The organism is Streptomyces sp. GL_148 (assembly GCF_057834205.1).
This window is the reverse complement of the sequence record NZ_CM174396.1, coordinates 5,003,883-5,025,770: the sequence shown is the minus strand read 5'-3', so window position 1 is coordinate 5,025,770 and position 21,888 is coordinate 5,003,883. Positions and strand designations below refer to the sequence as shown.

General features: G+C 71.9%; 24 protein-coding genes. 14 read left to right on the top strand and 10 right to left on the bottom strand.

Annotated features, from left to right (window positions below):
• Positions 1-79 precede the first annotated feature (79 nt).
• The 3 genes from AC3IYI_RS23185 (at position 80) to AC3IYI_RS23175 (ending at position 3,448) form a co-directional block, all read left to right on the top strand.
• Positions 80-949 (top strand): DUF3558 domain-containing protein, encoded by an 870-nt coding sequence (locus AC3IYI_RS23185; protein WP_489405579.1) that lies wholly within the window; start codon positions 80-82, stop codon positions 947-949.
• 146 nt (positions 950-1,095) lie between these two features.
• Positions 1,096-1,905 carry a DUF3558 family protein gene (locus AC3IYI_RS23180; RefSeq protein ID WP_489405578.1) on the top strand — a complete coding sequence of 270 codons (810 nt, stop codon included), beginning with the start codon at positions 1,096-1,098 and terminating at the stop codon, positions 1,903-1,905.
• Between the two features lie 133 nt (positions 1,906-2,038).
• Entirely contained in the window at positions 2,039-3,448 is a 1,410-nt protein-coding gene (locus AC3IYI_RS23175) for a DUF2637 domain-containing protein (protein WP_489405577.1), read from the top strand.
• A gap of 85 nt (positions 3,449-3,533) precedes the next feature.
• Here the strand turns inward: AC3IYI_RS23175 and lysS are convergent, their stop codons facing one another.
• Positions 3,534-5,273 carry a lysine--tRNA ligase gene (gene lysS / locus AC3IYI_RS23170; protein WP_489405576.1) on the bottom strand — a complete coding sequence of 580 codons (1,740 nt, stop codon included), beginning with the start codon at positions 5,271-5,273 and terminating at the stop codon, positions 3,534-3,536.
• A gap of 201 nt (positions 5,274-5,474) precedes the next feature.
• On the opposite strand from lysS, the gene argS reads away from it, so the two are divergent.
• Entirely contained in the window at positions 5,475-7,259 is a 1,785-nt protein-coding gene (gene argS / locus AC3IYI_RS23165; RefSeq protein ID WP_489405575.1) for an arginine--tRNA ligase, read from the top strand.
• 95 nt (positions 7,260-7,354) lie between these two features.
• Positions 7,355-7,555 (top strand): hypothetical protein, encoded by a 201-nt coding sequence (locus AC3IYI_RS23160; protein WP_489405574.1) that lies wholly within the window; start codon positions 7,355-7,357, stop codon positions 7,553-7,555.
• A gap of 44 nt (positions 7,556-7,599) precedes the next feature.
• Here AC3IYI_RS23160 and AC3IYI_RS23155 read toward each other — a convergent pair whose 3' ends face one another.
• Positions 7,600-7,830, bottom strand: coding sequence for a FitA-like ribbon-helix-helix domain-containing protein (locus AC3IYI_RS23155; protein ID WP_489405573.1), 231 nt, complete (start codon positions 7,828-7,830; stop codon positions 7,600-7,602).
• Between the two features lie 151 nt (positions 7,831-7,981).
• On the opposite strand from AC3IYI_RS23155, the gene AC3IYI_RS23150 reads away from it, so the two are divergent.
• The 4 genes from AC3IYI_RS23150 (at position 7,982) to AC3IYI_RS23135 (ending at position 10,352) form a co-directional block, all read left to right on the top strand.
• Positions 7,982-8,776 carry a VOC family protein gene (locus AC3IYI_RS23150; protein ID WP_489411627.1) on the top strand — a complete coding sequence of 265 codons (795 nt, stop codon included), beginning with the start codon at positions 7,982-7,984 and terminating at the stop codon, positions 8,774-8,776.
• A gap of 120 nt (positions 8,777-8,896) precedes the next feature.
• Positions 8,897-9,352: a DUF3995 domain-containing protein gene (locus AC3IYI_RS23145; RefSeq protein WP_489405572.1), complete on the top strand. Its 456-nt coding sequence runs from the start codon at positions 8,897-8,899 to the stop codon at positions 9,350-9,352.
• Positions 9,349-9,891: an RNA polymerase sigma factor gene (locus AC3IYI_RS23140; protein WP_489405571.1), complete on the top strand. Its 543-nt coding sequence runs from the start codon at positions 9,349-9,351 to the stop codon at positions 9,889-9,891. The genes AC3IYI_RS23145 and AC3IYI_RS23140 overlap by 4 nt, the downstream gene beginning before the upstream one ends.
• Positions 9,888-10,352 carry a hypothetical protein gene (locus AC3IYI_RS23135; protein WP_489405570.1) on the top strand — a complete coding sequence of 155 codons (465 nt, stop codon included), beginning with the start codon at positions 9,888-9,890 and terminating at the stop codon, positions 10,350-10,352. Before AC3IYI_RS23140 ends, AC3IYI_RS23135 begins: the two co-directional genes overlap by 4 nt.
• Here the strand turns inward: AC3IYI_RS23135 and AC3IYI_RS23130 are convergent.
• Genes AC3IYI_RS23130 through AC3IYI_RS23120 form a run of 3 tightly spaced genes read right to left on the bottom strand, consistent with a single transcriptional unit; the run spans position 10,333 to position 13,574 of the window.
• The gene (locus AC3IYI_RS23130; RefSeq protein ID WP_489405569.1) at positions 10,333-12,774 is read right to left on the bottom strand and encodes an ATP-binding protein; all 2,442 of its coding nucleotides are present in this window, start codon (positions 12,772-12,774) and stop codon (positions 10,333-10,335) included. The genes AC3IYI_RS23135 and AC3IYI_RS23130 overlap by 20 nt on opposite strands.
• Positions 12,771-13,142 (bottom strand): hypothetical protein, encoded by a 372-nt coding sequence (locus tag AC3IYI_RS23125; RefSeq protein ID WP_489405568.1) that lies wholly within the window; start codon positions 13,140-13,142, stop codon positions 12,771-12,773. The genes AC3IYI_RS23130 and AC3IYI_RS23125 overlap by 4 nt, the downstream gene beginning before the upstream one ends.
• Positions 13,143-13,178: 36 nt before the next feature.
• A complete protein-coding gene (locus AC3IYI_RS23120; RefSeq protein ID WP_489405567.1) occupies positions 13,179-13,574 on the bottom strand; it encodes an ATP-binding protein in 396 nt (131 codons plus the stop codon).
• A gap of 152 nt (positions 13,575-13,726) precedes the next feature.
• Between AC3IYI_RS23120 and AC3IYI_RS23115 the strand changes: the two genes are divergently transcribed.
• On the top strand, positions 13,727-14,512 hold the full coding sequence (locus AC3IYI_RS23115) for a helix-turn-helix domain-containing protein (protein ID WP_489405566.1): 786 nt from the start codon (positions 13,727-13,729) through the stop codon (positions 14,510-14,512).
• Positions 14,509-14,757, top strand: a complete 249-nt coding sequence (locus tag AC3IYI_RS23110) for a DUF397 domain-containing protein (protein WP_489405565.1) — start codon at positions 14,509-14,511, stop codon at positions 14,755-14,757. Before AC3IYI_RS23115 ends, AC3IYI_RS23110 begins: the two co-directional genes overlap by 4 nt.
• A gap of 24 nt (positions 14,758-14,781) precedes the next feature.
• Here the strand turns inward: AC3IYI_RS23110 and AC3IYI_RS23105 are convergent, their stop codons facing one another.
• Together AC3IYI_RS23105 and AC3IYI_RS23100 are read right to left on the bottom strand one after the other, a co-directional pair.
• Positions 14,782-15,630, bottom strand: a complete 849-nt coding sequence (locus tag AC3IYI_RS23105; protein WP_489405564.1) for an alpha/beta fold hydrolase — start codon at positions 15,628-15,630, stop codon at positions 14,782-14,784.
• A 64-nt stretch (positions 15,631-15,694) separates the two neighbouring features.
• Positions 15,695-16,471 carry a TetR/AcrR family transcriptional regulator gene (locus tag AC3IYI_RS23100; protein WP_489405563.1) on the bottom strand — a complete coding sequence of 259 codons (777 nt, stop codon included), beginning with the start codon at positions 16,469-16,471 and terminating at the stop codon, positions 15,695-15,697.
• 122 nt (positions 16,472-16,593) lie between these two features.
• Here AC3IYI_RS23100 and AC3IYI_RS23095 point away from each other — a divergent pair, with 122 nt between their 5' ends.
• Both AC3IYI_RS23095 and AC3IYI_RS23090 read left to right on the top strand, forming a co-directional pair.
• Positions 16,594-17,553: an ABC transporter ATP-binding protein gene (locus AC3IYI_RS23095; RefSeq protein ID WP_489405562.1), complete on the top strand. Its 960-nt coding sequence runs from the start codon at positions 16,594-16,596 to the stop codon at positions 17,551-17,553.
• 32 nt (positions 17,554-17,585) lie between these two features.
• Positions 17,586-18,350: an ABC transporter permease gene (locus AC3IYI_RS23090; RefSeq protein WP_489411626.1), complete on the top strand. Its 765-nt coding sequence runs from the start codon at positions 17,586-17,588 to the stop codon at positions 18,348-18,350.
• 99 nt (positions 18,351-18,449) lie between these two features.
• On the opposite strand, the gene AC3IYI_RS23085 is transcribed toward AC3IYI_RS23090, so the two are convergent.
• Positions 18,450-18,719, bottom strand: coding sequence for a DUF1876 domain-containing protein (locus AC3IYI_RS23085; protein WP_489405561.1), 270 nt, complete (start codon positions 18,717-18,719; stop codon positions 18,450-18,452).
• Between the two features lie 99 nt (positions 18,720-18,818).
• On the opposite strand from AC3IYI_RS23085, the gene AC3IYI_RS23080 reads away from it, so the two are divergent.
• Entirely contained in the window at positions 18,819-19,400 is a 582-nt protein-coding gene (locus AC3IYI_RS23080; RefSeq protein ID WP_489405560.1) for a MepB family protein, read from the top strand.
• A gap of 31 nt (positions 19,401-19,431) precedes the next feature.
• Here the strand turns inward: AC3IYI_RS23080 and hemB are convergent, their stop codons facing one another.
• Positions 19,432-20,433: a porphobilinogen synthase gene (gene hemB, locus AC3IYI_RS23075; protein ID WP_489405559.1), complete on the bottom strand. Its 1,002-nt coding sequence runs from the start codon at positions 20,431-20,433 to the stop codon at positions 19,432-19,434.
• 114 nt (positions 20,434-20,547) lie between these two features.
• The gene (locus AC3IYI_RS23070; protein ID WP_489405558.1) at positions 20,548-21,849 is read right to left on the bottom strand and encodes a HEAT repeat domain-containing protein; all 1,302 of its coding nucleotides are present in this window, start codon (positions 21,847-21,849) and stop codon (positions 20,548-20,550) included.
• Positions 21,850-21,888: the final 39 nt, after the last annotated feature.

Below are 21,888 nucleotides of genomic sequence, written 5' to 3'. Positions count from 1 at the left end.
ACCAGCGTGTGCGATAGACATTGTGTCCATCCGCGCCCAAGCCGCGGCAACGCATTTTCCCGAAGGGAGCCGGTGGAACGTGCAGCGCAAGACGGTACGAGTACGTGGAGTCCTGCCAGCCGTCGCGATGCTCGCCGCCCTCACGGCCGGCCTCACCGCCTGTACCGACGGCGGCGGCGGAATCGGAACCACCAGCGACGAGAAGCCCGGCACGAACGCCGGTCCGGGCGCCCAGCCCGGCAAGTACCGCAGCCTGCCCATGCCCTGCAAGGCCGCCGACTCCAAGAAGCTCAAGGCGATGCTCCCGGCCGCCGAAGGCCTCACGCCCGAGGCCCTCGAAGCCCTCTACGCCGGGGTCGCGGACGCCTCGTACGACGCCGACCGGCGCGTCGGCTGCCGCTGGACCGCGCAGACGCCGACCGAGACCCGGCTGCTGTCGGTGGACTTCGAGCGCGTGGTCTCGTACGACCGGGCCACCACGAGCGACGACGACAAGGCGCGGCAGGTCTACGGCCGCCAGCTCACCGCCGCCAACCTGCCCGCCCCGGTGCCGTCGGCGAGCCCGACACCCTCCGGGTCCGGGGCGCCGACACCCGGGGCCCCCGGCGCGACGCCGAGCCCCGCACCCACGCCGAGCACGGGTGCGAGCAGCGCCGGCCCGGGTGCGAGTGCGAGTGCGAGCACCAGCCCCTCCGCCCCGCCCGAGCTCGGCTCCCGCGTCCTCGAAGGGCTCGGCGACGAGGCCTTCCTCGACGACGACCTCGCCGCGGCCGGCGCCACCGCAGCGCAGGCCCGCACGGTCCGCATTGTGTTCCGTACCTCGAATGTCATCGTCACCGTCGAGTACAGCGTCCAGCCCGCGCTCCCCGGCACGGTCCCGCCGAGCGGTGAAACCCAGGACAGGGCACGGCAGTTGGCGCAGGCGCTCGTGGAGCGGTTCGACGACTAGCCGGTCCCGTCCCAGGGGGGCGTGCGGGCCCGTCGTGACGGCGCGCACAGCAGCCGGGCGCCGGGTCGGGCTACCGTTGCTCGGGTCCCGCGCCCGTAAGAGGGGCCACACGAGCCCGCACGAAGACCCACAACGTTGAAGGAATCATGCACCGATCAGCCTCGCGCCTCACCCGCGTCCTCGCCTGCGCAGCCGTCCCGGTGATCCTCACGGTCGCCGGCTGCTCGTCCGACTCGGGCGAGAAGTCGGGCGCCGACAGCGGCAAGAAGTCCGGAGCGTCCTCGTCCGCCCAGCCGAGCTCCAAGCCCTCCAAGGAGGCGCTGGAGAAGGCCGTCTACGCCACGCTGCCGGAGCCGTGCAAGGTGGTCGCCGCGAAGACCATCGAGACGATCGTCCCGAAGGCGAAGGACGCGGGCGGCACCGCCGCCAAGTCCAACGACCTCACCAGCCGTGCCACCTGCACCTGGAACGGTCTGGACGAGGCCGGCCTGAAGGGCTCGCAGTACCGCTGGCTCTCGATCTCCCTGGTCCGCTACGACTCCCTCGCCTCGGTCGGCACCGGCACCAAGCGCGCCGAGGACGAGTACGCCAAGCAGGTCGAGAAGGCGAAGGCCATCGAGGGCGCGGAGAACGTGAAGCCGCAGGAGGCGGGCGACATCGGCGACCAGGCCACGTCCGTCACCTTCACCACCAAGAAGGACGGCGACTTCTTCAACACGTCGGTCATCGCCCGCACGCACAACGTCGTCATCACCCTCGACTACAACGGCACGGCCTACGAGGGCGCGGCCGCTCCGGACCAGGCCAAGCTGCTCCAGGCCGCCATCGCGGCGACGAAGGAGACCGTCGCCTCGGTCGCGGCCACCAACGGGGCGCAGCAGCCGGAGCAGTCCGCGCAGCCGGGGCAGTCGGCCCAGCCCGGGCAGCCGACTTCGCCCTCGCCTTCGAACTCCTAGGACGTCAGCGCGCACTGCGCCGTCGGCGGTCCGGCCGGAGCCCCGAGCCCCGGTTGCGGACCGCCGACGTCCCTTTCCCCGTACGCGCGTACGCTGTGCCCTGCCGTAGCTCGACAAGGGGAGGGGATCGCGGGTGGCCGCGATGCAGCTGACTCGTACGCACCGGATATTGATCGGTGTGGTGGTCGCCGGAGCCGTCGTCATCGCGGGGATCGGATTCGCCGGTTCTTACTCCGCCGTGCGCGCCCTGGCCTTGAAGAAGGGCTTCGGCTCCTTCTCGCTGGTCTTCCCGATCGGCATCGACATGGGCATTTGCGTCCTGCTCGCGCTGGACCTGCTCTTGACGTGGATCCGGATCCCGTTCCCGCTGCTGCGCCAGACGGCGTGGCTGCTGACGGCGGCGACGATCGCCTTCAACGGCGCCGCCGCCTGGCCCGACCCCCTCGGGGTCGGCATGCACGCCGTGATCCCGATCCTCTTCGTGGTCACGGTGGAGGCCGCCCGCCACGCGGTGGGCCGGATCGCGGACATCACCGCCGACCGGCACATGGAAGGCGTCCGCCTCACCCGCTGGCTCCTCTCGCCGATCCCCACCTTCAAGCTGTGGCGCCGGATGAAGCTGTGGGAGCTGCGCTCCTACGAGCAGGCCGTCGGCATGGAGCAGGACCGTCTGATCTACCAGGCCCGCCTGCAGGCCCGCTACGGCCGCGCCTGGCGCCGCAAGGCCCCCGTCGGCGCCCTGATGCCGCTGCGCCTCGCCCGCATAGGCGTCCCCCTCTCGCAGACCGCCCCCGAAGGCCTGGCCGCGGCGGGCATCGACCCCCTCCTCATCCCGCCGCCCCCGGTCCAGGACCCGGCGGCCGCGGCCCTCCCGGCGGGCGCCGCCCACGTCCCGGGGGACGCCGGGGGTGCGCAGCAGCCCTTGCCGGGGACGGCTGTGGCCGTCACCGGCCCCGCCTCCGCTCCCGCCTCCGCCTCCGCTCCCGCCTCCGCTGATGCCGCGCAGCAGCAGCACCAGCTCGCCGGGCCGCAGCCCCAGTACGTCCAGGGCCCGGGCGGGGCGCAGGCTCCGCAGGGCCACCCCGACGCCGCGCCCTTCGTGGTGGACCCGACCGCGATGCCGGCCGCGCACAACAGCGCGTGGTTCGCGGCGCCCCGCGCGCCGCAGGCCGCGTACGAGGGCGGTTACAACCCGCAGTACGTGGAGGGCCTGGAGCCGACCCCGGTCATGCCCCCGACGGGCCCGGAGCAGCCGGAGCCGGAGGAGCAGGAGCCGGCGATACCGGGTCCCCGCCGGGAGGAGGCCTTCCCGGAGGGCGAGCCGCCGAGCGATGACGACGTGAAGTTCGCGGAGGCGGCGTACGAGGTCTTCCGCTCCCACCTGGAGGAGAACGGCGAGGTCCTGACCGCCGAGCAGCTCGACATACTGCTGGCCGACCGGTACGGAGTGGTACATCCGCGCAGCGCCTCGCTGATCCGCAAGATCTTCCCGCAGCTCAAGCAGCGCTACCAGACCGAGCTGGAGAACGAGCACATCGCGTAGCCCGGACACGTGACCCGGACATGAGAAGGGCCCGCATCCCCCGAGGGGGTGCGGGCCCTTCTCCTGTCCACGCGTACGCGGAACCTCAGACGGCGAGCAGCTTGCGCACCCGCTCCGCCCCCACCGCGAGCAGCAGTGTGGGCAGGCGCGGCCCGGTCTCCCGGGTCACGAGCAGGCGGTACAGCAGGGCGAAGAAGGTCCGCTGCGCGACCTTGAGCTCCGGCGTCGGCTTGGCGTCCGGCTCCAGGCCGGCCATCACCTTCGGCACGCCGTAGACGAGGGTGGTGAGCCCGTCGAGGGACCAGTGCGAGTCGAGCCCGTCGATGAGGCGGCGCAGCGATTCGCGTCCCTCGTCGTCCAGGGAGGACAGGAGCTCTACGTCGGCCTCCTCGCGCACCAGCGTCCGCTGGTCGGCGGGGACCTGGGTGGTGATCCAGTTCTCGGCGCGGTCCAGGCGCGGGCGTACCTCGTCGAGCGAGGTCAGCGGCCGGTCCGGCTCCAGGTCGCTGAGGATGCGCAGGGTCTGCTCGTCGTGTCCGCCGGTGATGTCCACGACCGAGGCGAGCGTCCGGTACGCCATCGGGCGCGGGGTGCGCGGCAGCTCGTGGGAGGCGACGCGTACGGCGCGGGCGTGGGCGGCGGCGTCGGCGGGCAGCACGGAGCCGTCGGCGACCTTGGCCTCCAGCTTGTCCCACTCGTCGTAGAGCCGCTGGATCTCCTGGTCGAAGGCGATCTTGAAGGACTGGTTGGGCTTGCGGCGGGCGTAGAGCCAGCGCAGCAGCTGCGGCTCCATGATCTTCAGCGCGTCGGCCGGGGTCGGGACCCCGCCCTTGCTGGAGGACATCTTGGCCATGCCGCTGATGCCGACGAACGCGTACATCGGTCCGATCGGCTGCTCGCCGCCGAAGATGCCGACGATCTGGCCGCCGACCTGGAAGGAGGAGCCGGGCGAGGAGTGGTCGACGCCGGAGGGCTCGAAGATCACGCCCTCGTAGGCCCAGCGCATGGGCCAGTCGACCTTCCAGACCAGCTTGCCGCGGTTGAACTCGCTGAGCTTGACCGTCTCGGTGAACTCGTCCTCGGTGCAGACGTAGGTCAGCTCGGTGGTCTCGTCGTCGTAGGACGTCACCTTGGTGAAGTCCTTGCCGCACTCGCCGCAGTACGGCTTGTACGGGAAGTACTCCGTACCCTCCGTGCTGCCGTCGTCCTCGGCGGCCGCGCCCGAGCCCTCGGCGGCTTCGAGCTCGGCCTCGTCGACCTGCTTCTGCTGCGGCTTCTTGCCGCCCGGCTTCTGCTTCGTGCGGTACTGGTCGAGGATCGCGTCGATGTCGCCGCGGTGCTTCATCGCGAACAGCACCTGCTCGCGGTAGGTACCGGCGGTGTACTGCTCGGTCTGGCTGATCGGGTCGTACTCGACTCCGAGCTCGGCCAGCGCCTCGACCATGGCGGCCTTGAAGTGCTCGGACCAGTTCGGGTACGCGGAGCCCTCGGGCGCGGGCACGGCGGTCAGCGGGCGGCCGATGTGCTGGGCGTGGGACTCCTCGGTGACGCCGGGGATGCCCTTGGGCACCTTGCGGTACCGGTCGTAGTCGTCCCAGGAGATCAGGTGCCGGACCTCGTGGCCCCGGCGGCGGATCTCGTCCGCGACCAGGTGCGGGGTCATGACCTCGCGGAGGTTGCCCAGGTGGATGGGGCCGGAGGGGGAGAGACCGGACGCGACGACGATCGTTTTGCCCGGGGCTCGGCGCTCCGCCTCGGCGATGACCTCGTCCGCGAAACGGGAGACCCAGTCGGTCTCGGTGCTGCTCGGGGCGCTCTGACCCACGACACGTCCTTCTCTCTCGAATGCTGGCTTCTCGCCATTCTCCCAGACGGAAGGGAGCGCTCCGATGTTTGTCGGCGGGTTACCGGTCCGGCCCGATCCCCGATATATCCCGGGATGTGGACAGCCCTCGCGTGGGATACTCGGTCCTTGTCGGAAACCCCAAGTGCACGCATCGGCACGACCTCACAGGAACGGCAGCTCATGGCCTCGGTCCCTTCCCTCGCTTCCTCCGTCAACCAGCGCGTCGCCGACGCACTCGCCTCCGCCCTGCCGGACGCCGGTGCGAGCGACCCGCTGCTGCGACGAAGCGACCGGGCCGACTTCCAGGCCAACGGCATCCTGGCGCTCGCGAAGAAGGCCAAGGCCAACCCGCGCGAGCTCGCGACGACCGTGGTCGAGGGCATCGACACCGCCGGCCTGATCCAGGAGATCGAGGTCTCGGGTCCCGGCTTCCTCAACATCACGATCACCGACAAGGCGATCGTGGAGACCCTGGCGGCCCGCGCCGCGGACGACCGCCTCGGCGTGCCGCTCGCCGCGAACCCGGGTACGACGGTGATCGACTACGCGCAGCCGAACGTGGCCAAGGAGATGCACGTAGGCCACCTGCGCTCGGCGGTCATCGGCGCGGCGATGGTGGAGATCCTCGAGTTCACCGGCGAGAAGGTGGTCCGGCGCCACCACATCGGCGACTGGGGCACCCAGTTCGGCATGCTCATCCAGTACCTGCTGGAGCACCCGCACGAGCTGGACCACAAGGCGGAGGACGGCGGTGAGGTCTCCGGCGAGGAGGCCATGTCCAACCTGAACCGCCTCTACAAGGCCTCGCGCACGCTCTTCGACTCCGACGAGGAGTTCAAGACGCGGGCCCGGGCCCGGGTGGTGGACCTCCAGGCGGGCGAGCCGCAGACGCTGGCGCTGTGGCAGCGGTTCGTGGACGAGTCGAAGATCTACTTCTACTCCGTCTTCAACAAGCTGGACATGGACATCCAGGACCCCGACGTCGTCGGCGAGTCCGGCTACAACGACATGCTGGTGGAGACCTGCAAGCTGCTGGAGGACTCGGGCGTGGCCGTCCGTTCCAACGGCGCGCTCTGCGTGTTCTTCGACGACGTCAAGGGCCCGGACGGCAACCCGACCCCGCTGATCGTGCAGAAGTCGGACGGCGGCTTCGGCTACGCGGCGACCGACCTCTCGGCGATCCGCGACCGGGTGGGCACGCTGGGCGCGACCGAGCTGATCTACGTGGTCGACGCGCGGCAGTCCCTGCACTTCAAGATGGTCTTCGAGACGGCGCGCCGGGCGGGCTGGCTGAACGACGAGGTCAAGGCCGTGCAGCTGGCCTTCGGCACCGTGCTGGGCAAGGACGGCAAGCCGTTCAAGACCCGTGAGGGCGAAACGGTGCGGCTGGTGGACCTGCTGGACGAAGCCGTCGAGCGGGCGACCGCCGTGGTCCGCGAGAAGGCGGAGAAGATCGGCCTGACCGAGGCGGAGATCGTCGAGAACGGCCAGTACGTGGGCATCGGCGCCGTGAAGTACGCGGACCTGTCGACGTCGGCCGCGCGCGACTACAAGTTCGACCTGGACCAGATGGTCTCGCTGACCGGTGACACGTCCGTGTACCTGCAGTACGCGTACGCCCGTATCAAGTCGATCCTGCGCAAGGCGGGCGAGGCGGGCGACCGCAAGCCGGTCGCGCACCCGGAGCTGGAGCTGGCGCCGGCCGAGCGCGCGCTGGGCCTGCACCTGGACCACTTCGGCGAGCTCATCGCCGAGGCGGCCGCGGAGCACGCCCCGCACAAGGTGGCCGCGTACCTCTACCAGCTGTCCTCGCTGTTCGCGACGTTCTACGAGCAGTGCCCGGTCGTGAAGCCCGAGCCCGAGCTCGTCGTCGGCGAGAACCGCCTGTTCCTGTGCGAGCTGACCGCCCGCACCCTCAGCAAGGGCATGTCCCTCCTCGGCATCCGCACCCCCGAGAAGCTCTGACACCGGGCGCACGGCACGACGGCGGCCCCCGTCTCCCCTACCGGGAGACGGGGGCCGCAGCGCTACCCACGAGAGTGAAGGAGCACGCCGACGTCATGGAGATCAACGAGGACATCCTCGTGACCCGTCGTTTCGCGGACATCGACGCGGACATCGCGGCAACCGAGGCGATGGCTCCGCCGCAGGGCCACGACGAGGAGTTCGACGAGGCCGACATGGCCGTCGTACGGGCCGGCATCGCCCGGGCCCTCACGCCCGAGGCGCGGGACTCCACGGGCAAGCACGCCCTGCGCTGAGCCGCACGACCGTACAGACCTGCCCGCGCTCGCGTCGATCACGATCACTCGCGCCGCCGTCCGGCGTCGAGGTCGCCGAGGACCTCGTCCACGCTCAGTTCGGCCGACGGCCGGGGACGGGTCGGCGCGCCGGCGTTCCCCAAGGAAGCCGTCCTGGCCACGTCCTCCAACAAGGTCCGCACGTAGGACTGCAGCGACTGGCCACTGCGGGCGGCTCGTACGCTCAGCTCGGCGAGCACTTCCTCGGACACGCCACGGACTCCCAAGTCGGCCATGCGACAAGCCTGGCCCCCAGGCGACGTTCTGGCGGCGGATACCGCGTCGCCCACCCCCAGTTCACCCGTACGGTCCGATTTCGGCCACGCGGCCCGGGTAGGGGACGGGCCGTCCTTCCCCTACGCACCCCCGGAGGGCCCCGTGCCCGACATGAACGGCCCCTACAAGCCCGGCACCCCCTGCTGGATCGACCTGATGGTTCCCGACCAGCAGGCCGCCATCGACTTCTACGCCGACCTCTTCGGCTGGCAGGGCGAGATCGGGCCGCCCGAGACCGGCGGGTACTCCGTCTGCACCCTCAAGGGCAAGCCGGTCGCCGGGATCATGAAGGCGATGAACCCGGACGGCACCACCCCCGACCCGATGCCCCCGACCGTGTGGACCTCGTACCTGGCCACGGACTCCCTCGACGCCACCCTCAAGTCCGTCACCGACGCGGGCGGCACGGTCATGATGGACGCGATGGACGTCATGGACCTCGGGCGGATGGCCGTCATCGTCGACCCGACCGGCGCGGTCGTCGGCCTGTGGCAGGCGGGCACCTTCGACGGAGCGGGCATCGTCAACGAGCACGGCGCGCTCATCTGGAACGAGCTGAGCACCGGCGACGTCCCCGCCGCGTCCGCGTTCTACTCCGCCATCCTGCCGGTCACCACGACCCCGTCCGAGATGCCGGAGGCCGCGGGGTACACGGAGTTCCAGGTCGGCGGCCGCGCGGTGGCCGGAATGATGGACCTGAGCAACCTCCCGCCGGGCACCCCGCCGAACTGGGTCCCGTACTTCAGCGCCGACGACGTCGATGAGATCCAGGCCGCGGCCACCCGCGCCGGAGGCTCCGTCATGGCCCCGGCCTTCGACATGGCGGCCGGCCGCATGGCCGTCCTGGCCGACCCGCAGGGCGCCGTCTTCGCGGTGATCAAGGCCCGCCCGGAGATCGTCGACTGACGGACACCCCACGTGCGTGACGGGGCTCACAGGGAACGTTTCCCCTGTGAGCCCCCTCCTCTGTGTGCCGGAGCTTTGCCGGAGCGTTGCCGGAGCGTTTCACCACCGAGGGGGCACGCCGTGCAGGACACGGTGAAGGGCACCATGAAGGACACGACACGCAGGCGCACCGGGCGGGCGCTCGCCGCGCTGCTCGCCGCCGACGGGCTGGTCCACCTGTACTGGGCCACCGGCCTGACCTGGCCCGCCCCCGACGAGCGGACCCTGTCGCTGGCCGTGCTCGGCTCCGAGGTGTCCTTCGGCCCGCCCGTCGTCCTGCCGCTCGCCGCCCTCACCCTGACCGGAGCCGCCGCCGTGCTCGCGCACGCGCACGGCCGGGCCGGGCGGCCCGCCCGCCTGGTGACGGCCGCCGTCGCCGCGGGGCTGGCCGTACGGGGCCTCGCGGGCCTGGGCTGGGCCGCCGGTCTCCTCGACAGCCCCGCCGACGGCCCCTTCCGCACCCTCAACCTCGCCCTGTACACCCCCGCCTGCCTCGGCTTCGGCTGGGCCGCCGCCCGGCTGGCCAGAGCCCGGTGAGCGCGCCCGGCAGCCCCGCCGCGGGGCCCCTCAGCCAGGCCGCCCGCGACCGCGGAGTCGCCCTCGCCCGCGCGGCCCGGGCCGGAGACACCCTCGCGCTGCACGACCTCCTCGACCACCTGACCCCGTACCTCGCCCGGATCTGCCACCCGATCGCCCTCGCGGACGGCCCGGACGCCACGCAGGAGGCCCTGCTCGCGATCTTCCGCTCCCTCCGCGCCCTCCGCGACCCCGAGGCCCTGTACGGCTGGGTCCGGTCCATCGCCGTCCGCGAGGCCGTCCGCACCGCCCGGCGCGCGTCCCGCGACCGCCCGGCCGAACTGGCCGACGTACCCGGCCCGGACGACCCGCAGCTGGCCGCCGACATCGAGGACGTCCTGGCCCGCCTCTCCCCCGCCCACCGGGCCGTCCTCGTACTCCGTGACGTCGAAGGCCTCGACGAGGAGGCCGCCGCCGCCCTGCTCGGCGTCCCGCCGGGCACCGCCAAGTCCCGGCTGCACCGGGCCCGTACGAGCTTCCGGAAGGCGTGGTCCGCATGACGACACACCCGCACGCGATGGACACCGTCGCCCGCCTCCGCATCATGGCGGCCGCGATCCCCGGGGCGAAGGTCGTGGAGGACGTGCTCCCCATCCCCCTGCCGGAGGTCTGGGCGGTGATGTCGGACCTGGAGGGCGAGTTCGGCCGCTTCCAGCCCGACATGCGCACCGTGCGCGTGCTCCGGGTCACGGGCGACCGCGTGGAGGCCCTGGCCCGCAGCAAGTACGGCCTGCGCGCCCACTTCCACGGAGTCCTGCGCCCCGGCTGGTGCTGGCTCCAGAGCCGCTTCCTGATCATCGGCATGGCCGCCGCCCCGACCCCTGAGGGCGGCACCCGAGTAGCCCTGACGGGCGGCGTCCGCGTCCCGGGCCGCGCGGCGATCGTCCCCCTGGGCGCGCAGCGGGAGCTACGGGTGGCGATGGCCCGCCTGGCGGGCCGGGTCAGCGGCGGCGGGGCCTGAGGCGATCGCGCCAGCGGCGGGGCGGCGCGGCTTCTGAGAGCAGGCGGAGCCGCCCTGCCTCGCCACATGCCGCTACTGCCCCTTCGGCATCGCCCGCAAGGGCGAACAGAGCGGCCGCCCGATCGAAGGCTTCGACAGACTCGGCCCGGCGCCTCAGGCCGTACAGCGCGGCCCCCCGACCCATTTCCGCCTCGGCTTCGTGTCCCCACTGCTCCGTGCAGGCCAGGAGGGACGCAGCCCTCTCGTACAACTCCAGCGCCTCCGTGAACCGGTGCTCCAACAGGCAGATCGCGCCCAGGTCGCCCGTCGTCGCCACCTCGCCCTGCTGGTCCCCGGTGGCCTCGAACAGGACCAGTGCTTCCGCGTAGCGCACGCGCGCGCCAGTCAATTGCCCGTCGTCCAACAGCGCTTTGGCCAGTCCCCTGAGCACAATTGCCACTGCTGTTCTGTTCCCCAGGCCGCGCAGCATCGAGAGCGCCTCATCCCATACGGCCTGGGCCTCCGCCCGCTCCCCGACCCTCCACAGCACTTTCGCAAGAAGCTGCAATCCGGACGCCTCCCGGTGGCGGTCGCCGGTCTCGCGCATGCAGCTCACCACCTGTCTGCACATATCGACGGCCTTGGCCTGCTCCCCCAGATCGTCCAGAACGCTGGCGAGATGGAACAGTGCGAACCCCTCCCCCTGCCGGTTCCCCAGCTCCCGGAAGATCTTCAGAGCCTCCTCGCCCCTTGCTCTGGCCTCTTCGAGTCGCCCCGTTTTCCAGAACACGGCAGACAAGTTGTCCAGGGCATTGGCTTCCCCTTCTCGCCCCTCAACCTCACGGAAGACGGCGAGAGCCTCCGTCAACGGTCCGATCGCCTCCTCGGCCAGCCACTCCTCATTGAGCGCGCCGCCGAGGTTCACCAGCATGATTCCGGTCAACCAGCGATCACCGGCTGCTCGTGCCACGTCGAGGGCCTTCCTCGCCACCATCACCGCGTCCGGTGCATGACCGTAGACAACGAGGTAGGGGCCCAACGCGTCGGCCAGCGCGAAGGCGGCATAGGGCCGACCAGTCTGTGCGGCCCACCCCACAGCGGCGACCAGCACGGCGCGTTCCGCGTCCAGCCAGCGAAGCGCCGCAGCCATCGGGGGAAGCTCCTCGCCCTCGGCCTCCGCAGCGCCGATACCCAACGAGCGGACCGCCTTGCGAGTGGTGCCGAGGAGAGCGCCCATGAGCCGCTCGGCCGCCACTTCCCGGCCGTCCTCCTCCGCACACTCCTCCGCCCGGTCCCGGGCGTACAGCCGCACCAAGTCGTGCATGCGCCAGCGCCCCGAACCGACCGGCTGCTCGGAGAGCAGGCTGGCCCCCACGAGAGCGGCCAGGGACGGTCTCACCTCGGCGTCGGCCGTGGACGCCCCCTCGCACCCGGCAAGCACCCGAGCGAACCCGGTGGAACAGTCCGGCCCCGGCACCACCGTCAACAGTCGGAAGAGCCGCGCCTGGTCCGCCGGAAGCCGCGCGTACGAGAGGTCGAACGCGGCCTGGACCCCGACCGGCACGTCTCCGTCGATGTGCAGCCTCTCCAGCCGGGTCCTCGCCTCGGCCAGTTGCCGCGCCAACTCCCCCGCCGCCAGCCCCGGGTCCCCCGCCAGCAGCGCGCCCGCCACCGTCAGCGCGAGCGGCAGCCGCCCGCAGAGGTCCGCCACCCGGGCCAGCGCCTCCGGCTCCCGCGCCGACCGCGGATCCTCCGGCCAGGTCCGCAGCAGCGCGCCGGCGATCATTTCCGCCGCGGGCTCCGCCGCCAGCTCGTCCAGGCCGACCAGCCTCGCGGCGAAGCCCGGCGCGACCAGGCGGTGCCGCGAGGTCACCAGCAACCGGTGTGTGCCGTCCGGCGGTACGAGGTCCTGCACCTGGGACACCGCCCCGGCGTCGTCCGCAACGATCAACACCCGTTGCCCGGCCCGCGCCAGCGAGCCCAGCCGGGCCCGGTACAGCGCCACCTGCCCGTCCGGGGACGGCGACACTTCCGCGTCCCCGACCCCGAGATAGCGGAGCATCTCCCGCACCGCCTGCGCACCGCTCACCGCGCCGTTCGAGGCGTAGCCGTGCAACTGGAGGAAGAACACCCGGTCCTCGAACCACCCGTACTCCAGAGCCCGATGCGCCGTCGCAACGGCCAGCGCGCTCTTGCCGACCCCCGGAAGCCCGGCCACGACCATCACCGGAGCCCCGCCCTCATCGAGCAGGTCCGTCAGCACCTTGACCGGGGCGTCCCGCCCCACGAGCGCGGCGGGCGGAGCGGGCAGCCCGGATGCGGCCGGGGGTGGGGGTGGAGGTACGGGACCGGCACCGGGCGGGTGCGCAACGTAGTCCCCCGCCACCGTCACCTGCGTGATCCGCGCCTGCCCCTCGGCCCGCGCCCGCTGCTCGGCGCTCACGGGGCCGGGTCCGGGTCCGGCTGCTCACCGCCGCCGGCGGCCGTCTGCTGGACGCGGGAGTCCCCGTCGGCGCGCGCCCACTGGTCCACCGGGCCGGAGGCTCCGCCCCCGGTCTGCGTGACCCGGCTGGTGCCGGAGGCGCGGGCCCGCTGCCTCAGGGAGCTCTCCCCGCCGCCACCGGCCCACCAGCCGCCGACCAGCGCGCACACCGCGGCCATGGCCCCGCCGAACCCGGCGGCGGCCGACACCCGGTCGGAGTCCTTCTCCGGCAGCCAGCCGAAGGGGTCCCAGACCCCCAGCCGGAACCCGATCAGGAAGGCGATCCCCGTCCCCCCGACGACCACAACCCACCGCAACGGACGCGACATTGATCCCCCTCGGACGAAATTCTCCGAGAGCCGAAGCTAGCAGCCGAGCCCCCGGAATTCGCACCAGACGACCTTCCCGGGAGCCCGGGGCAGCACCCCCCAGGCATCGGCCAGCGCCCCGACCAGCAGCAGCCCCCGCCCGCACGTCCGCTCCCCGATCCGCGACAGCCCGGGCCCGCTGTCATGCACCTCGACGCGGACCGTCCCGTCGTAGGTGAGCAGCCGCAGCAGGTACCCCCGCCCGCGCGGGACCCCGTACCGCAGCGCGTTGGTCGCCAGCTCGCTCACGCAGAGCAACACGTCGTCCCGCCGGGAAGCCCTGCCCCACGCATCCAAGGTGTCACGTGTGAAGTGTCGTGCGGCGCTGATGGTTTGGGGTGAGCGCAGGTAGAGGCGCTCCTGAACCAGGGCGGGTTGAGTATGTAGATTCACCCGCCGATCGTCGCGTTACGTGACTAGCGTGGAGCAGTACGGCAACCCGTACTCAGTGATGAGTACGGGTTGGCACGGGGTAGTGCAGCCGCAAGGGTGGGGAGTTCATCGTCATGCCACCGAGGAAACGCGCACGGCCGAACGCGACGACCATGAAGATGGTCGGCAAGCAGGTGGCCGCGGCCCGGATCGCCAAGAACCTGACGCAGACACAGCTCGGCGAGCTGGTCCGCCTGGACGCGGAGACCATCGCCTCCATCGAGCAGGGGCGGCGGGCGCTGATGCCGAACGTCGCGGAGTTGATGGATCAGGTTTTGGGGTTGCCGGGCCTGCTGGCCGTGGCAGCCAACGAGATGCCCTCCATCGACGCGACACCGCCGTGGGCGGAGGAATACATGGATCTGGAGAGCCGCGCCATCACGCTCTCCTGGTACGAGTCCATGCGCATTCCGGGCCTACTCCAGTCCGAGAACTACGCGCGGGCGCTGTTCCGAAACCGTGTCCCGGCGTACGCGGAGGAGGAAATCGAGGCCCTGACCGTTCGACGCATCGCCCGGCAGTCGATCCTGCATCGCAAGGTCCCGCCCAGCCTCAGCTTCATCCTCTGGGAGGCCGCGTTCGAGATTCGGATCGGCGGGGACGAGGTCTACAAGGAACAGCTACGCCATCTGCTGGCTTGCGCCGATCTCCCAAACATCACATTGCAGATTCTGCCCTTCCGGCAGACCACCCACGCAGGACTCAACGGCCCGTTCATCCTCCTGGAAACCCCGGACCACGAGCACCTCGGATACGCAGAAACCCAACGTGGCAGCCTGCTGGTTTCCAGCCCAGACGAGGTCAGCATCCTCGCGCGCAAATATGCGATGCTGCGGACTCAGGCCCTGAACACCGAGCAGACACAAGGCCGGTTGGACCGCCTGCTAGGAGAGACATGAGCACCACCGCACTGACGTGGTTCAAGTCCAGCTACAGCGGTGACGAAGGCGATGCCTGCCTGGAGGTGGCCATCGCCTGGCGCAAGTCCACGTACAGCGGCAGCGAGGGCGGCGACTGCGTCGAGGTCGCCACCTGCGCGACCCAGGTCCACGTCCGCGACTCCAAGCTCGCCGACGGCCCCGTCCTGGACTTGGCCCCCGCCACCTGGGCGACGCTCACCGACTGGGCGCGCTCGGCGCGCTGAGGCATGGCCGACTGAAGGTCAAGGTCACCGCTCCGCGAGGAAGAACGCGGTGGTCGCCGCCGCGATGCCCGCCGGGTCCTGTTCCGGGCCGAAGTGGTCCAGCTTCGGGAACAGGGCGAGTTCCGAGTCCGGGAGGACACCGTTGAGGTGCGCCGCCGCGCGCCCGGCGCCGGTGGACTTGACGTCCTTGCCCGCCATGAGGAGGACCGGGGCCTTGAGGCCGGAGTAGTTCGGGTAGGTGTTGTCCAGGCAGGCCGATTCCTGGTGCTCGCGGATCATCTCGGCCAGCAACGCGTGCTTCCGCAGTCGCTCCTCCTTCTTGATCGCGACCGGGAGGATCATCCGCATCAGCCACCGAGGCGCCTTGCCGGAGGTGTCGGGGTTGATGCCCTGGACGAAGGTCAGGAAGGCCTCCGCCGGCTTGCCCTCCGCCAGCTCGCGCCGGCACCTCGGCATCCAGTCCGTCGTGACGGAGCCGTCTATGGACACCCCGGGCTCGTACAGCGCCATGCGCTCGAACGCCGAGCCGCGCAGGGCTGCTTCGAGGCTGAGGAACGCGCCGAAGCTGTGGCCGAAGACGTAGCGGGCGCCCGTGGCCGCGCGTACCGCCTCGATGTCGGCGCATTCCGGGCCGACCCCGTACGCGTCGCCCTGGGGGCCGCTGGCCCCGCGGCCGCGTCGTTCCACGGTGTGGACGGTGAAGTGCGGTGCGAGGGCCTGCGCGAGGCCGTCGAAGTCGCTGGCGGTCGCGAGTGCGCCCGGCACGACGAGCAGGCCCGGTCCGGAGCCGGTGGTGCGGTAGCCGATGAGCGTGCCGTCCGCCGAGTGCACCGACCCGGTCGTGACCTCGTACGTCGTCCCCTGAATTGTCATGGGGCGCACGGTACGGGGCAGTTGGGGTCGCGCGCGCATATTTCCACGGCGTGGGCGGCGGCCCTCACCGGCCCGGTGCGCCCCGCTCGGCGATCAGTTCGGCCAGCCCGTCCAGCAGGCGGCCCAGCCCGAAGCGGAACTGGAAGTCCGGCTCGTCGGAGCCGGTGAACGCGTCGGACTCCAGCAGTCGGGTCACCGCCGGATGCGTGTCCGGGCCGGTGAGCAGCCGCAGCGTGCGTACGTACTGACCGACGACCTTGTCCGGTGAGACCCCGGACTTCACGATGGCGTCCATCATGTCCGCGGCCATCGTCGCTTCGTTCCGCACGAGGCCGCCGACCAGGATGATCGTCGAAAGCTTCTCGCTCTCCCGCAGGCCGGTCCCGGCCATGGAGGCGAGCCCGCGGTCCATCCAGGCGAGCTGGTTCGGGGTGGCCGGCGGGGCCGTGATCGGGATGCGCAGGATCCACGGCCTGGTCATGAGGAGCGTGCGCTGTGCGTACGCCCAGTGCGACAGGAGCTCCCGCCACCCCCAGCCGTCCGCGTCCGGCGGGAGCTGCGGCGGAGTGCCGACGCCCGCGTCCGACATCAGGATGTAGAGCTCTTCCTTCGCCGTGACGTACCGGTAGAGGGACATCGTCGAAACGCCCAGCTCCTTGGCCACCCGGCCCATGGAGACGGCGTCCATCCCCTCCGTAGCGGCCAGCGCCACCGCCGCGTCCACGATCCGCTGGAGGGTCAGGGTGGGGCGCGGGCCCTTGCCGGGGCGCTCGCGCAGACCCCAGGCCATGGCCAGGCTCGCCGGGAGCCCGGTGCCGTCGTCTTCGTCTTCGTTCGCCATCGCCGCCACCTCCCTCCGCCCCTCCGTCCCTCCGTCATGAGTCGTTGACGCACATCCTAGTTCTGTGTATTACTTACGCAATGGCGCGTAACCCATACGCAGAACCTAGAACGGAGACCGGCATGGACGACTTCGGCATCCACGCCACTGCCCTGACCAAGTCCTACGGCGCCCTGCGCGTCCTCGACGGCATCGACCTCGCCGTCCCGCGCGGCAGCGTCCTCGCGCTCCTCGGCCCCAACGGCGCCGGGAAGACCACCACCGTCCGGATCCTCGCCACCCTCACCGAGCCCGACTCCGGCACCGCGCGGGTCGCCGGCCACGACATCGCGTCCGAGCGGGCCCTCGTACGCCGCTCCATCAGCCTCACCGGGCAGTCCGCGGCCGTCGACGAACTCCAGACCGGCGCCGAGACCCTCCGCATGATGGGCAGGCTCCGCGGACTGCGGCCGCGCGCGGCCCGGGCGCGGGCCGACGAACTCCTCGCCCGCTTCGGGCTCGCCGAGGCCGGCGGGCGCACGGCGAAGACCTACTCGGGCGGCATGCGCCGCCGCCTCGACCTCGCCGCCACCCTGGTCGCCCGGCCCGAAGTGATCTTCCTGGACGAGCCGACCGCCGGGCTCGACCCGCGCAGCCGCCAGGACCTGTGGGAACTCGTACGGGAACTACGCGCCGACGGCACGAGCGTGCTGCTCACCACCCAGTACCTGGAGGAGGCCGACCGGCTCGCCGACCGCGTTGCCGTCCTGGCCGGCGGGCGGATCGCAGCCGAAGGCACCCCTTCGGAGCTCAAGTCCCGCGTGGCGGGCCACCGCCTCGACCTGACCCTCGCCAGCCGGGCCGCCTACGAAGCCCTGACCCCGCGCGCGCTCCGCCTCGCGGCGGGGGAAAGCACCTCCACGGAGGGGCTCACCCTCGCGCCGGAGGAGCTCGGCCTCAGCCTGCCCACCGACGGCAGCGCCGCCCACGTCCGGTCCGTGCTCGACGAACTCGACCCGGACCGCACGGCCGTGGACCGCTTCGCGGTCCGCGGCGCCACCCTCGACGACGTGTTCCTCACCCTGACGGGAGCCGCTCCGTGACCACTTCCTTGGCCAGTTCAGCGACCACGTACGTGACGACCCGCCCCGGCGTCATCGTGGCGGCCCACGCCCTCGCCGGGCGCAGCCTGCGCATCAGCAGCCGTCAACCGGACGCCCTGATCACGGCGTTGATGCTGCCGGTCATGCTGATGCTCATCTTCGTCTACTTCTTCGGCGGAGCCATCGACACCGGGACCGCCTACGTGACCTACGTGGTCCCGGGAGCGATGCTGCTCTGCGCGGGCTTCGGCGCGGCGAGCACCGCCGTCAGCGTCGCCACCGACATGAAGGAAGGCGTGATCTGCCGTCTCCGGTCCCTGGACATCGGCGGCGTCCCGATCGTGGCCGGGCACGTCGCGGCCTCGGTCCTGCGCAACCTCGTCTCCACCGGCCTGGTCCTGGCCGTCGCCCTCGCCATCGGCTTCCGCCCCCGGGCCTCGCTGGCCGGCTACCTCGCCGCGGCCGCGCTCCTGGTCGCGTACATCACCGCGATCTCGTGGCTGGCCGCGACGCTCGGACTGCTCGCCAGCACACCGGAGGCGGCGGGCGGCTTCACCTTCCTGATGATGTTCCTGCCGTACCCGTCCAGCGCGTTCGTCCCCATCGACACCATGCCCGGCTGGCTCCACGGCTTCGCCGACCACCAGCCGCTGACCCCGGTGATCGAGTCTCTCCGAGCCCTGCTCCTGGCCCAGCCGGCGGGCGACGCCCCCTGGGTGGCCCTGGCCTGGTGCGCGGCCATCGGCGCGGTGTCCATGACCCTGGCGGCCGTCGTCTTCGAACGGCGGACCCGGTAGGCGCGGACGGGCACGTGCAGGCGCGGTGCGCCACTACGGCGCACCGCGCCCGTATCTCGACGCGTCAGTCAATCAGTCACATCAGCCACATCCGCCACATCAGTGCAGCGGATACGAGTGCCGGCCCGTCTCCGCGTCGATCTCCGAGTGGGCCTTCTGCAACATCTGGGACGCGATGTCCATGAGCGCGCGAGCGCCCGCGATCTCTTCCCCGACCCTCAGCTGCTCAGGGTCGGAGGGGTGACGCATGGCGTAGCCGTGCGCCCGTATCTCGGAGCCGTCCCCGAGTCTGACCAGGGCCGCCGCACTGGTGCGGTGGCCCTCCTCGGTGAATTCGAGCTCCACATGCCACCCGACGAGCGTGGACATGATCCATCACCTCCAGGGGGTCACCCTGCTCCCAGGATGCGCCCCACCGCGGGTGTGCGCGAACGGGGGCGGGCGTGTCCGGGTGACAAGCTGGGCGTCATGCCGACGCCCCCCGCGCACCCGCCCGGTCCCCGCGCTCCCCACCCCGTCCACGGCGATCTCCTCGCGGCGAAGGCCCTCGTCTACGACCCCTGCGGATTCACCGTCTCGCAGCCGGTCCCCGAGCCCGAGAGCGCCGAGTACGCCGCCTACGCGTTCACCCTCGACGGGCTCCGCGTCCGGTTCCGCGCGGCCAGGACGACGCCCACCAAGGCCGGCCAGTTCGTCACCCTCTGGCAGCGGTCCGCCCCGGGCGGGCCCATCCGGCCCTTCGACACCGCCGACCCCGTCGACCTCTTCGTGGTCGGCGCCCACGACGGCGACCACTTCGGCCAGTTCGTGTTCTCCCCGGAGGCGCTCCGGCGCCGCGGTGTCGTATCGGCGCAGGGCTCGGGCGGGAAGCGGGCCTTCCGCGTCTACCCGCCCTGGGTGACCACCACCAACCGCCAGGCCGGCACCGCCCAGGCCTGGCAGTCGGCCCACTTCCTGCACCTGCCCGCGCACCCGATCCCGGCCGCGACCCCGGGCGGGCCTGTCGACCTGGCCCGCGCCCGGGAGCTCTACCTCTCCCCCGCCGGCTAGGACCAGCCCCACCCGCCCACAGCGGTCAGCGTCAGCGCTCAGCCCGCAGCCACCCCGCGACCTCCGTCGCCCAGTACGTCAGGATCGTGTCCGCGCCCGCCCGCTTGATGCCGAGCAGGGTCTCCAGGATCGCCCGGTCGCGCTCGATCCAGCCCTTCTCCGCCGCCGCCTCGATCATCGCGAACTCGCCGCTGATCTGGTACGCCGCCACCGGGACGTCCACCGACTGCGCGACCCGGTAGAGGATGTCCAGGTAGGGCCCGGCCGGCTTGACCATCACCATGTCGGCGCCCTCCTCCAGGTCGAGGGCGAGCTCGCGCAGCGACTCCCGGGCGTTCGCCGGGTCCTGCTGGTAGCTCTTGCGGTCGCCCTGGAGCGAGGAGGCGACGGCCTCGCGGAACGGGCCGTAGAAGGCGGAGGAGTACTTGGCCGTGTACGCGAGGATCGAGACGTCCTCGTGGCCCGTCTCGTCCAGCGCGTCGCGGATGACGCCGACCTGGCCGTCCATCATCCCGCTCGGGCCCACCACGTGGACGCCCGCGTCGGCCTGGACCTGCGCCATCTCGGCGTAACGTTCCAGCGTCGCGTCGTTGTCGACACGCCCGTGCTCGTCCAGCACCCCGCAGTGGCCGTGGTCGGTGTACTCGTCCAGACACAGGTCGGACATGATCACCAGATCGTCGCCCACCTCCGCCTTCACGTCGCGGATCGCGACCTGGAGGATCCCGTCCGGCTCCGTGCCCGCCGTGCCCCGCGCGTCCTTGTTCTCGTCGGCCGGCACGCCGAAGAGCATGATCCCCGAGACCCCTGCCTCGACCGCCTCCACGGCGGCCTTCCGCAGCGTGTCCCGGGTGTGCTGGACCACGCCCGGCATCGCCGAGATGGCGAGCGGCTCGCTGATGCCTTCCCGGACGAACGCCGGGAGGATCAGGTCCGAGGGGTGCAGCCGGTTCTCCGCGACCATCCGCCGCATCGCCGGGGTGGTGCGCAGCCGACGGGGCCGCGAGCCGGGGAAGGATCCGTACGTGCTCATCTTCTAGTCGCCTCTTCGAGCTTCGACAGCAGTCGGGACAAGCCTAGGCCCCGCCCTCGGCCCGGCCCGCCCCGTTGCGCTTGCCGGGGAACGCACCACGCCATCGGGGGTGCGCTACGAGGGTTCGCGGTCGGGCTCGGGTTCGGCCCGGTTCCGCACCTTCCACCGCCACAGCCCGTCCGGCCGGTGGTCGTTCTCGTACTCGGAGCCCAGCGGGCCGACCTTCGCATAGGCCTCCGGGGTGCGCGGGTCGTCCCGTACCGCCAGGCCGTGGGCCGCGCTCAGCCGGACGTCCGGATCCTCCGAGTCGAGGCACCGCACCAGCAGTTCGGCGACCTCCGGCACACTGCGCGTGACGGACCCGAGGCCACGAAGGGTCCGGCGCACGACCTCCGGGTCCGGGTCCCGCAGCAGGTCCGGCAGCAGCTCCAGGTCCTCGGCCTCCGGCTCCTCGCCGGCCAGCACCCCGGCGGCCGCGGCCCGTACCTCGCCGTCCTCGTCGCGGCACAGCTCCCGCAGCGCCCGCCGCACGTCCGGGGACAGCACCCGCGACGCGGCCTCGGACGGCCACCAGTCGAAGAGGCCCGGCACCCAGCGCCGCACCCCCGGGTCCGGATGCCCGGCGCGCCGCAGGCCGATGGCCTCCCGGGTGGGCACCTCCGCCTCGCCCAGGGCCTCCAGAACCCGGCCCAGTACGTCCGCGTCGGTCTCCTCGGCCTCCCACTCGACGAGGATCCGGCCGCACTCCTTCTCGTACCAGCCCGCGTGCGCGGTCTCGGCCCACCCCCACAGCCGGTAACGGACCACGTCGACCACGAAGGCCCGCCGCAGCGGATCCGGATCGTGCCGGAAGGCCACCGCCTCGGCCCAGGTCTGCGCGCTGACACGACTGTTGAGGACGTACAGCGCCGCGCTCCGGTCCGCGTGGTCCCTCCTCGGGGACCGGACCCCGCGGGCCACCAGCTCCGCCACCGGCGCCAGGATGCGGAACGCCCACTCCAGATCGGTCAGGACCGCGCCGTGTCCGTCCCGTACGCGCCGCCCTCCGAGGGTGATCTCGGGGACGGTGTCGTACTCCGAGTCCGTCACCCACGCGACGTCCGCCGGGCCCGCCGCCCCCGTCAGCCGCCGCAGCTCAGCCTCCGCGCCCGCCCCGTACCAGCGCCGGGCCGCGTCCAGCAGCCGCCCTCGCTCCGCCTCCGGCAGCCGCGGGCGGGCGTCGTGGCCGAGTAGCGCCGTCACCATCTCCGGAGAGCCGCCCTCAACGGCCCGCAGCAGCGGGGTCGACCCGTCGGGCAGCACCCGGTCGGGGTCCGCGCCGGCCTCCACCAGCGCCTCGGCCGCCTCCTGGTCGTAGGCCGCCACGGCCCCGCACAGCGCCGCCACCGCATCATCGGGATCCGTGGGTTCCGTCATGGCCCGAACATGCCACAGGGCCCGGGTGCGCATCGCACC

Excerpts from the sequence above, each read along its gene's own strand:
- AC3IYI_RS23095 (WP_489405562.1), top strand. The coding sequence starts at position 16,594 with ATGGACGACTTCGGCATCCACGCCACTGCCCTGACCAAGTCCTACGGC.
- AC3IYI_RS23160 (WP_489405574.1), top strand. The coding sequence starts at position 7,355 with ATGGAGATCAACGAGGACATCCTCGTGACCCGTCGTTTCGCGGACATC.
- AC3IYI_RS23110 (WP_489405565.1), top strand. The coding sequence starts at position 14,509 with ATGAGCACCACCGCACTGACGTGGTTCAAGTCCAGCTACAGCGGTGAC.
- AC3IYI_RS23070 (WP_489405558.1), bottom strand. The coding sequence starts at position 21,849 with ATGACGGAACCCACGGATCCCGATGATGCGGTGGCGGCGCTGTGCGGG.
- hemB (WP_489405559.1), bottom strand. The coding sequence starts at position 20,433 with ATGAGCACGTACGGATCCTTCCCCGGCTCGCGGCCCCGTCGGCTGCGC.
- AC3IYI_RS23125 (WP_489405568.1), bottom strand. The coding sequence starts at position 13,142 with ATGTCGCGTCCGTTGCGGTGGGTTGTGGTCGTCGGGGGGACGGGGATC.
- AC3IYI_RS23135 (WP_489405570.1), top strand. The coding sequence starts at position 9,888 with ATGACGACACACCCGCACGCGATGGACACCGTCGCCCGCCTCCGCATC.
- argS (WP_489405575.1), top strand. The coding sequence starts at position 5,475 with ATGGCCTCGGTCCCTTCCCTCGCTTCCTCCGTCAACCAGCGCGTCGCC.
- AC3IYI_RS23080 (WP_489405560.1), top strand. The coding sequence starts at position 18,819 with ATGCCGACGCCCCCCGCGCACCCGCCCGGTCCCCGCGCTCCCCACCCC.
- AC3IYI_RS23105 (WP_489405564.1), bottom strand. The coding sequence starts at position 15,630 with ATGACAATTCAGGGGACGACGTACGAGGTCACGACCGGGTCGGTGCAC.
- AC3IYI_RS23085 (WP_489405561.1), bottom strand. The coding sequence starts at position 18,719 with ATGTCCACGCTCGTCGGGTGGCATGTGGAGCTCGAATTCACCGAGGAG.
- AC3IYI_RS23100 (WP_489405563.1), bottom strand. The coding sequence starts at position 16,471 with ATGGCGAACGAAGACGAAGACGACGGCACCGGGCTCCCGGCGAGCCTG.
- AC3IYI_RS23150 (WP_489411627.1), top strand. The coding sequence starts at position 7,982 with ATGAACGGCCCCTACAAGCCCGGCACCCCCTGCTGGATCGACCTGATG.
- AC3IYI_RS23115 (WP_489405566.1), top strand. The coding sequence starts at position 13,727 with ATGAAGATGGTCGGCAAGCAGGTGGCCGCGGCCCGGATCGCCAAGAAC.
- AC3IYI_RS23180 (WP_489405578.1), top strand. The coding sequence starts at position 1,096 with ATGCACCGATCAGCCTCGCGCCTCACCCGCGTCCTCGCCTGCGCAGCC.
- AC3IYI_RS23155 (WP_489405573.1), bottom strand. The coding sequence starts at position 7,830 with ATGGCCGACTTGGGAGTCCGTGGCGTGTCCGAGGAAGTGCTCGCCGAG.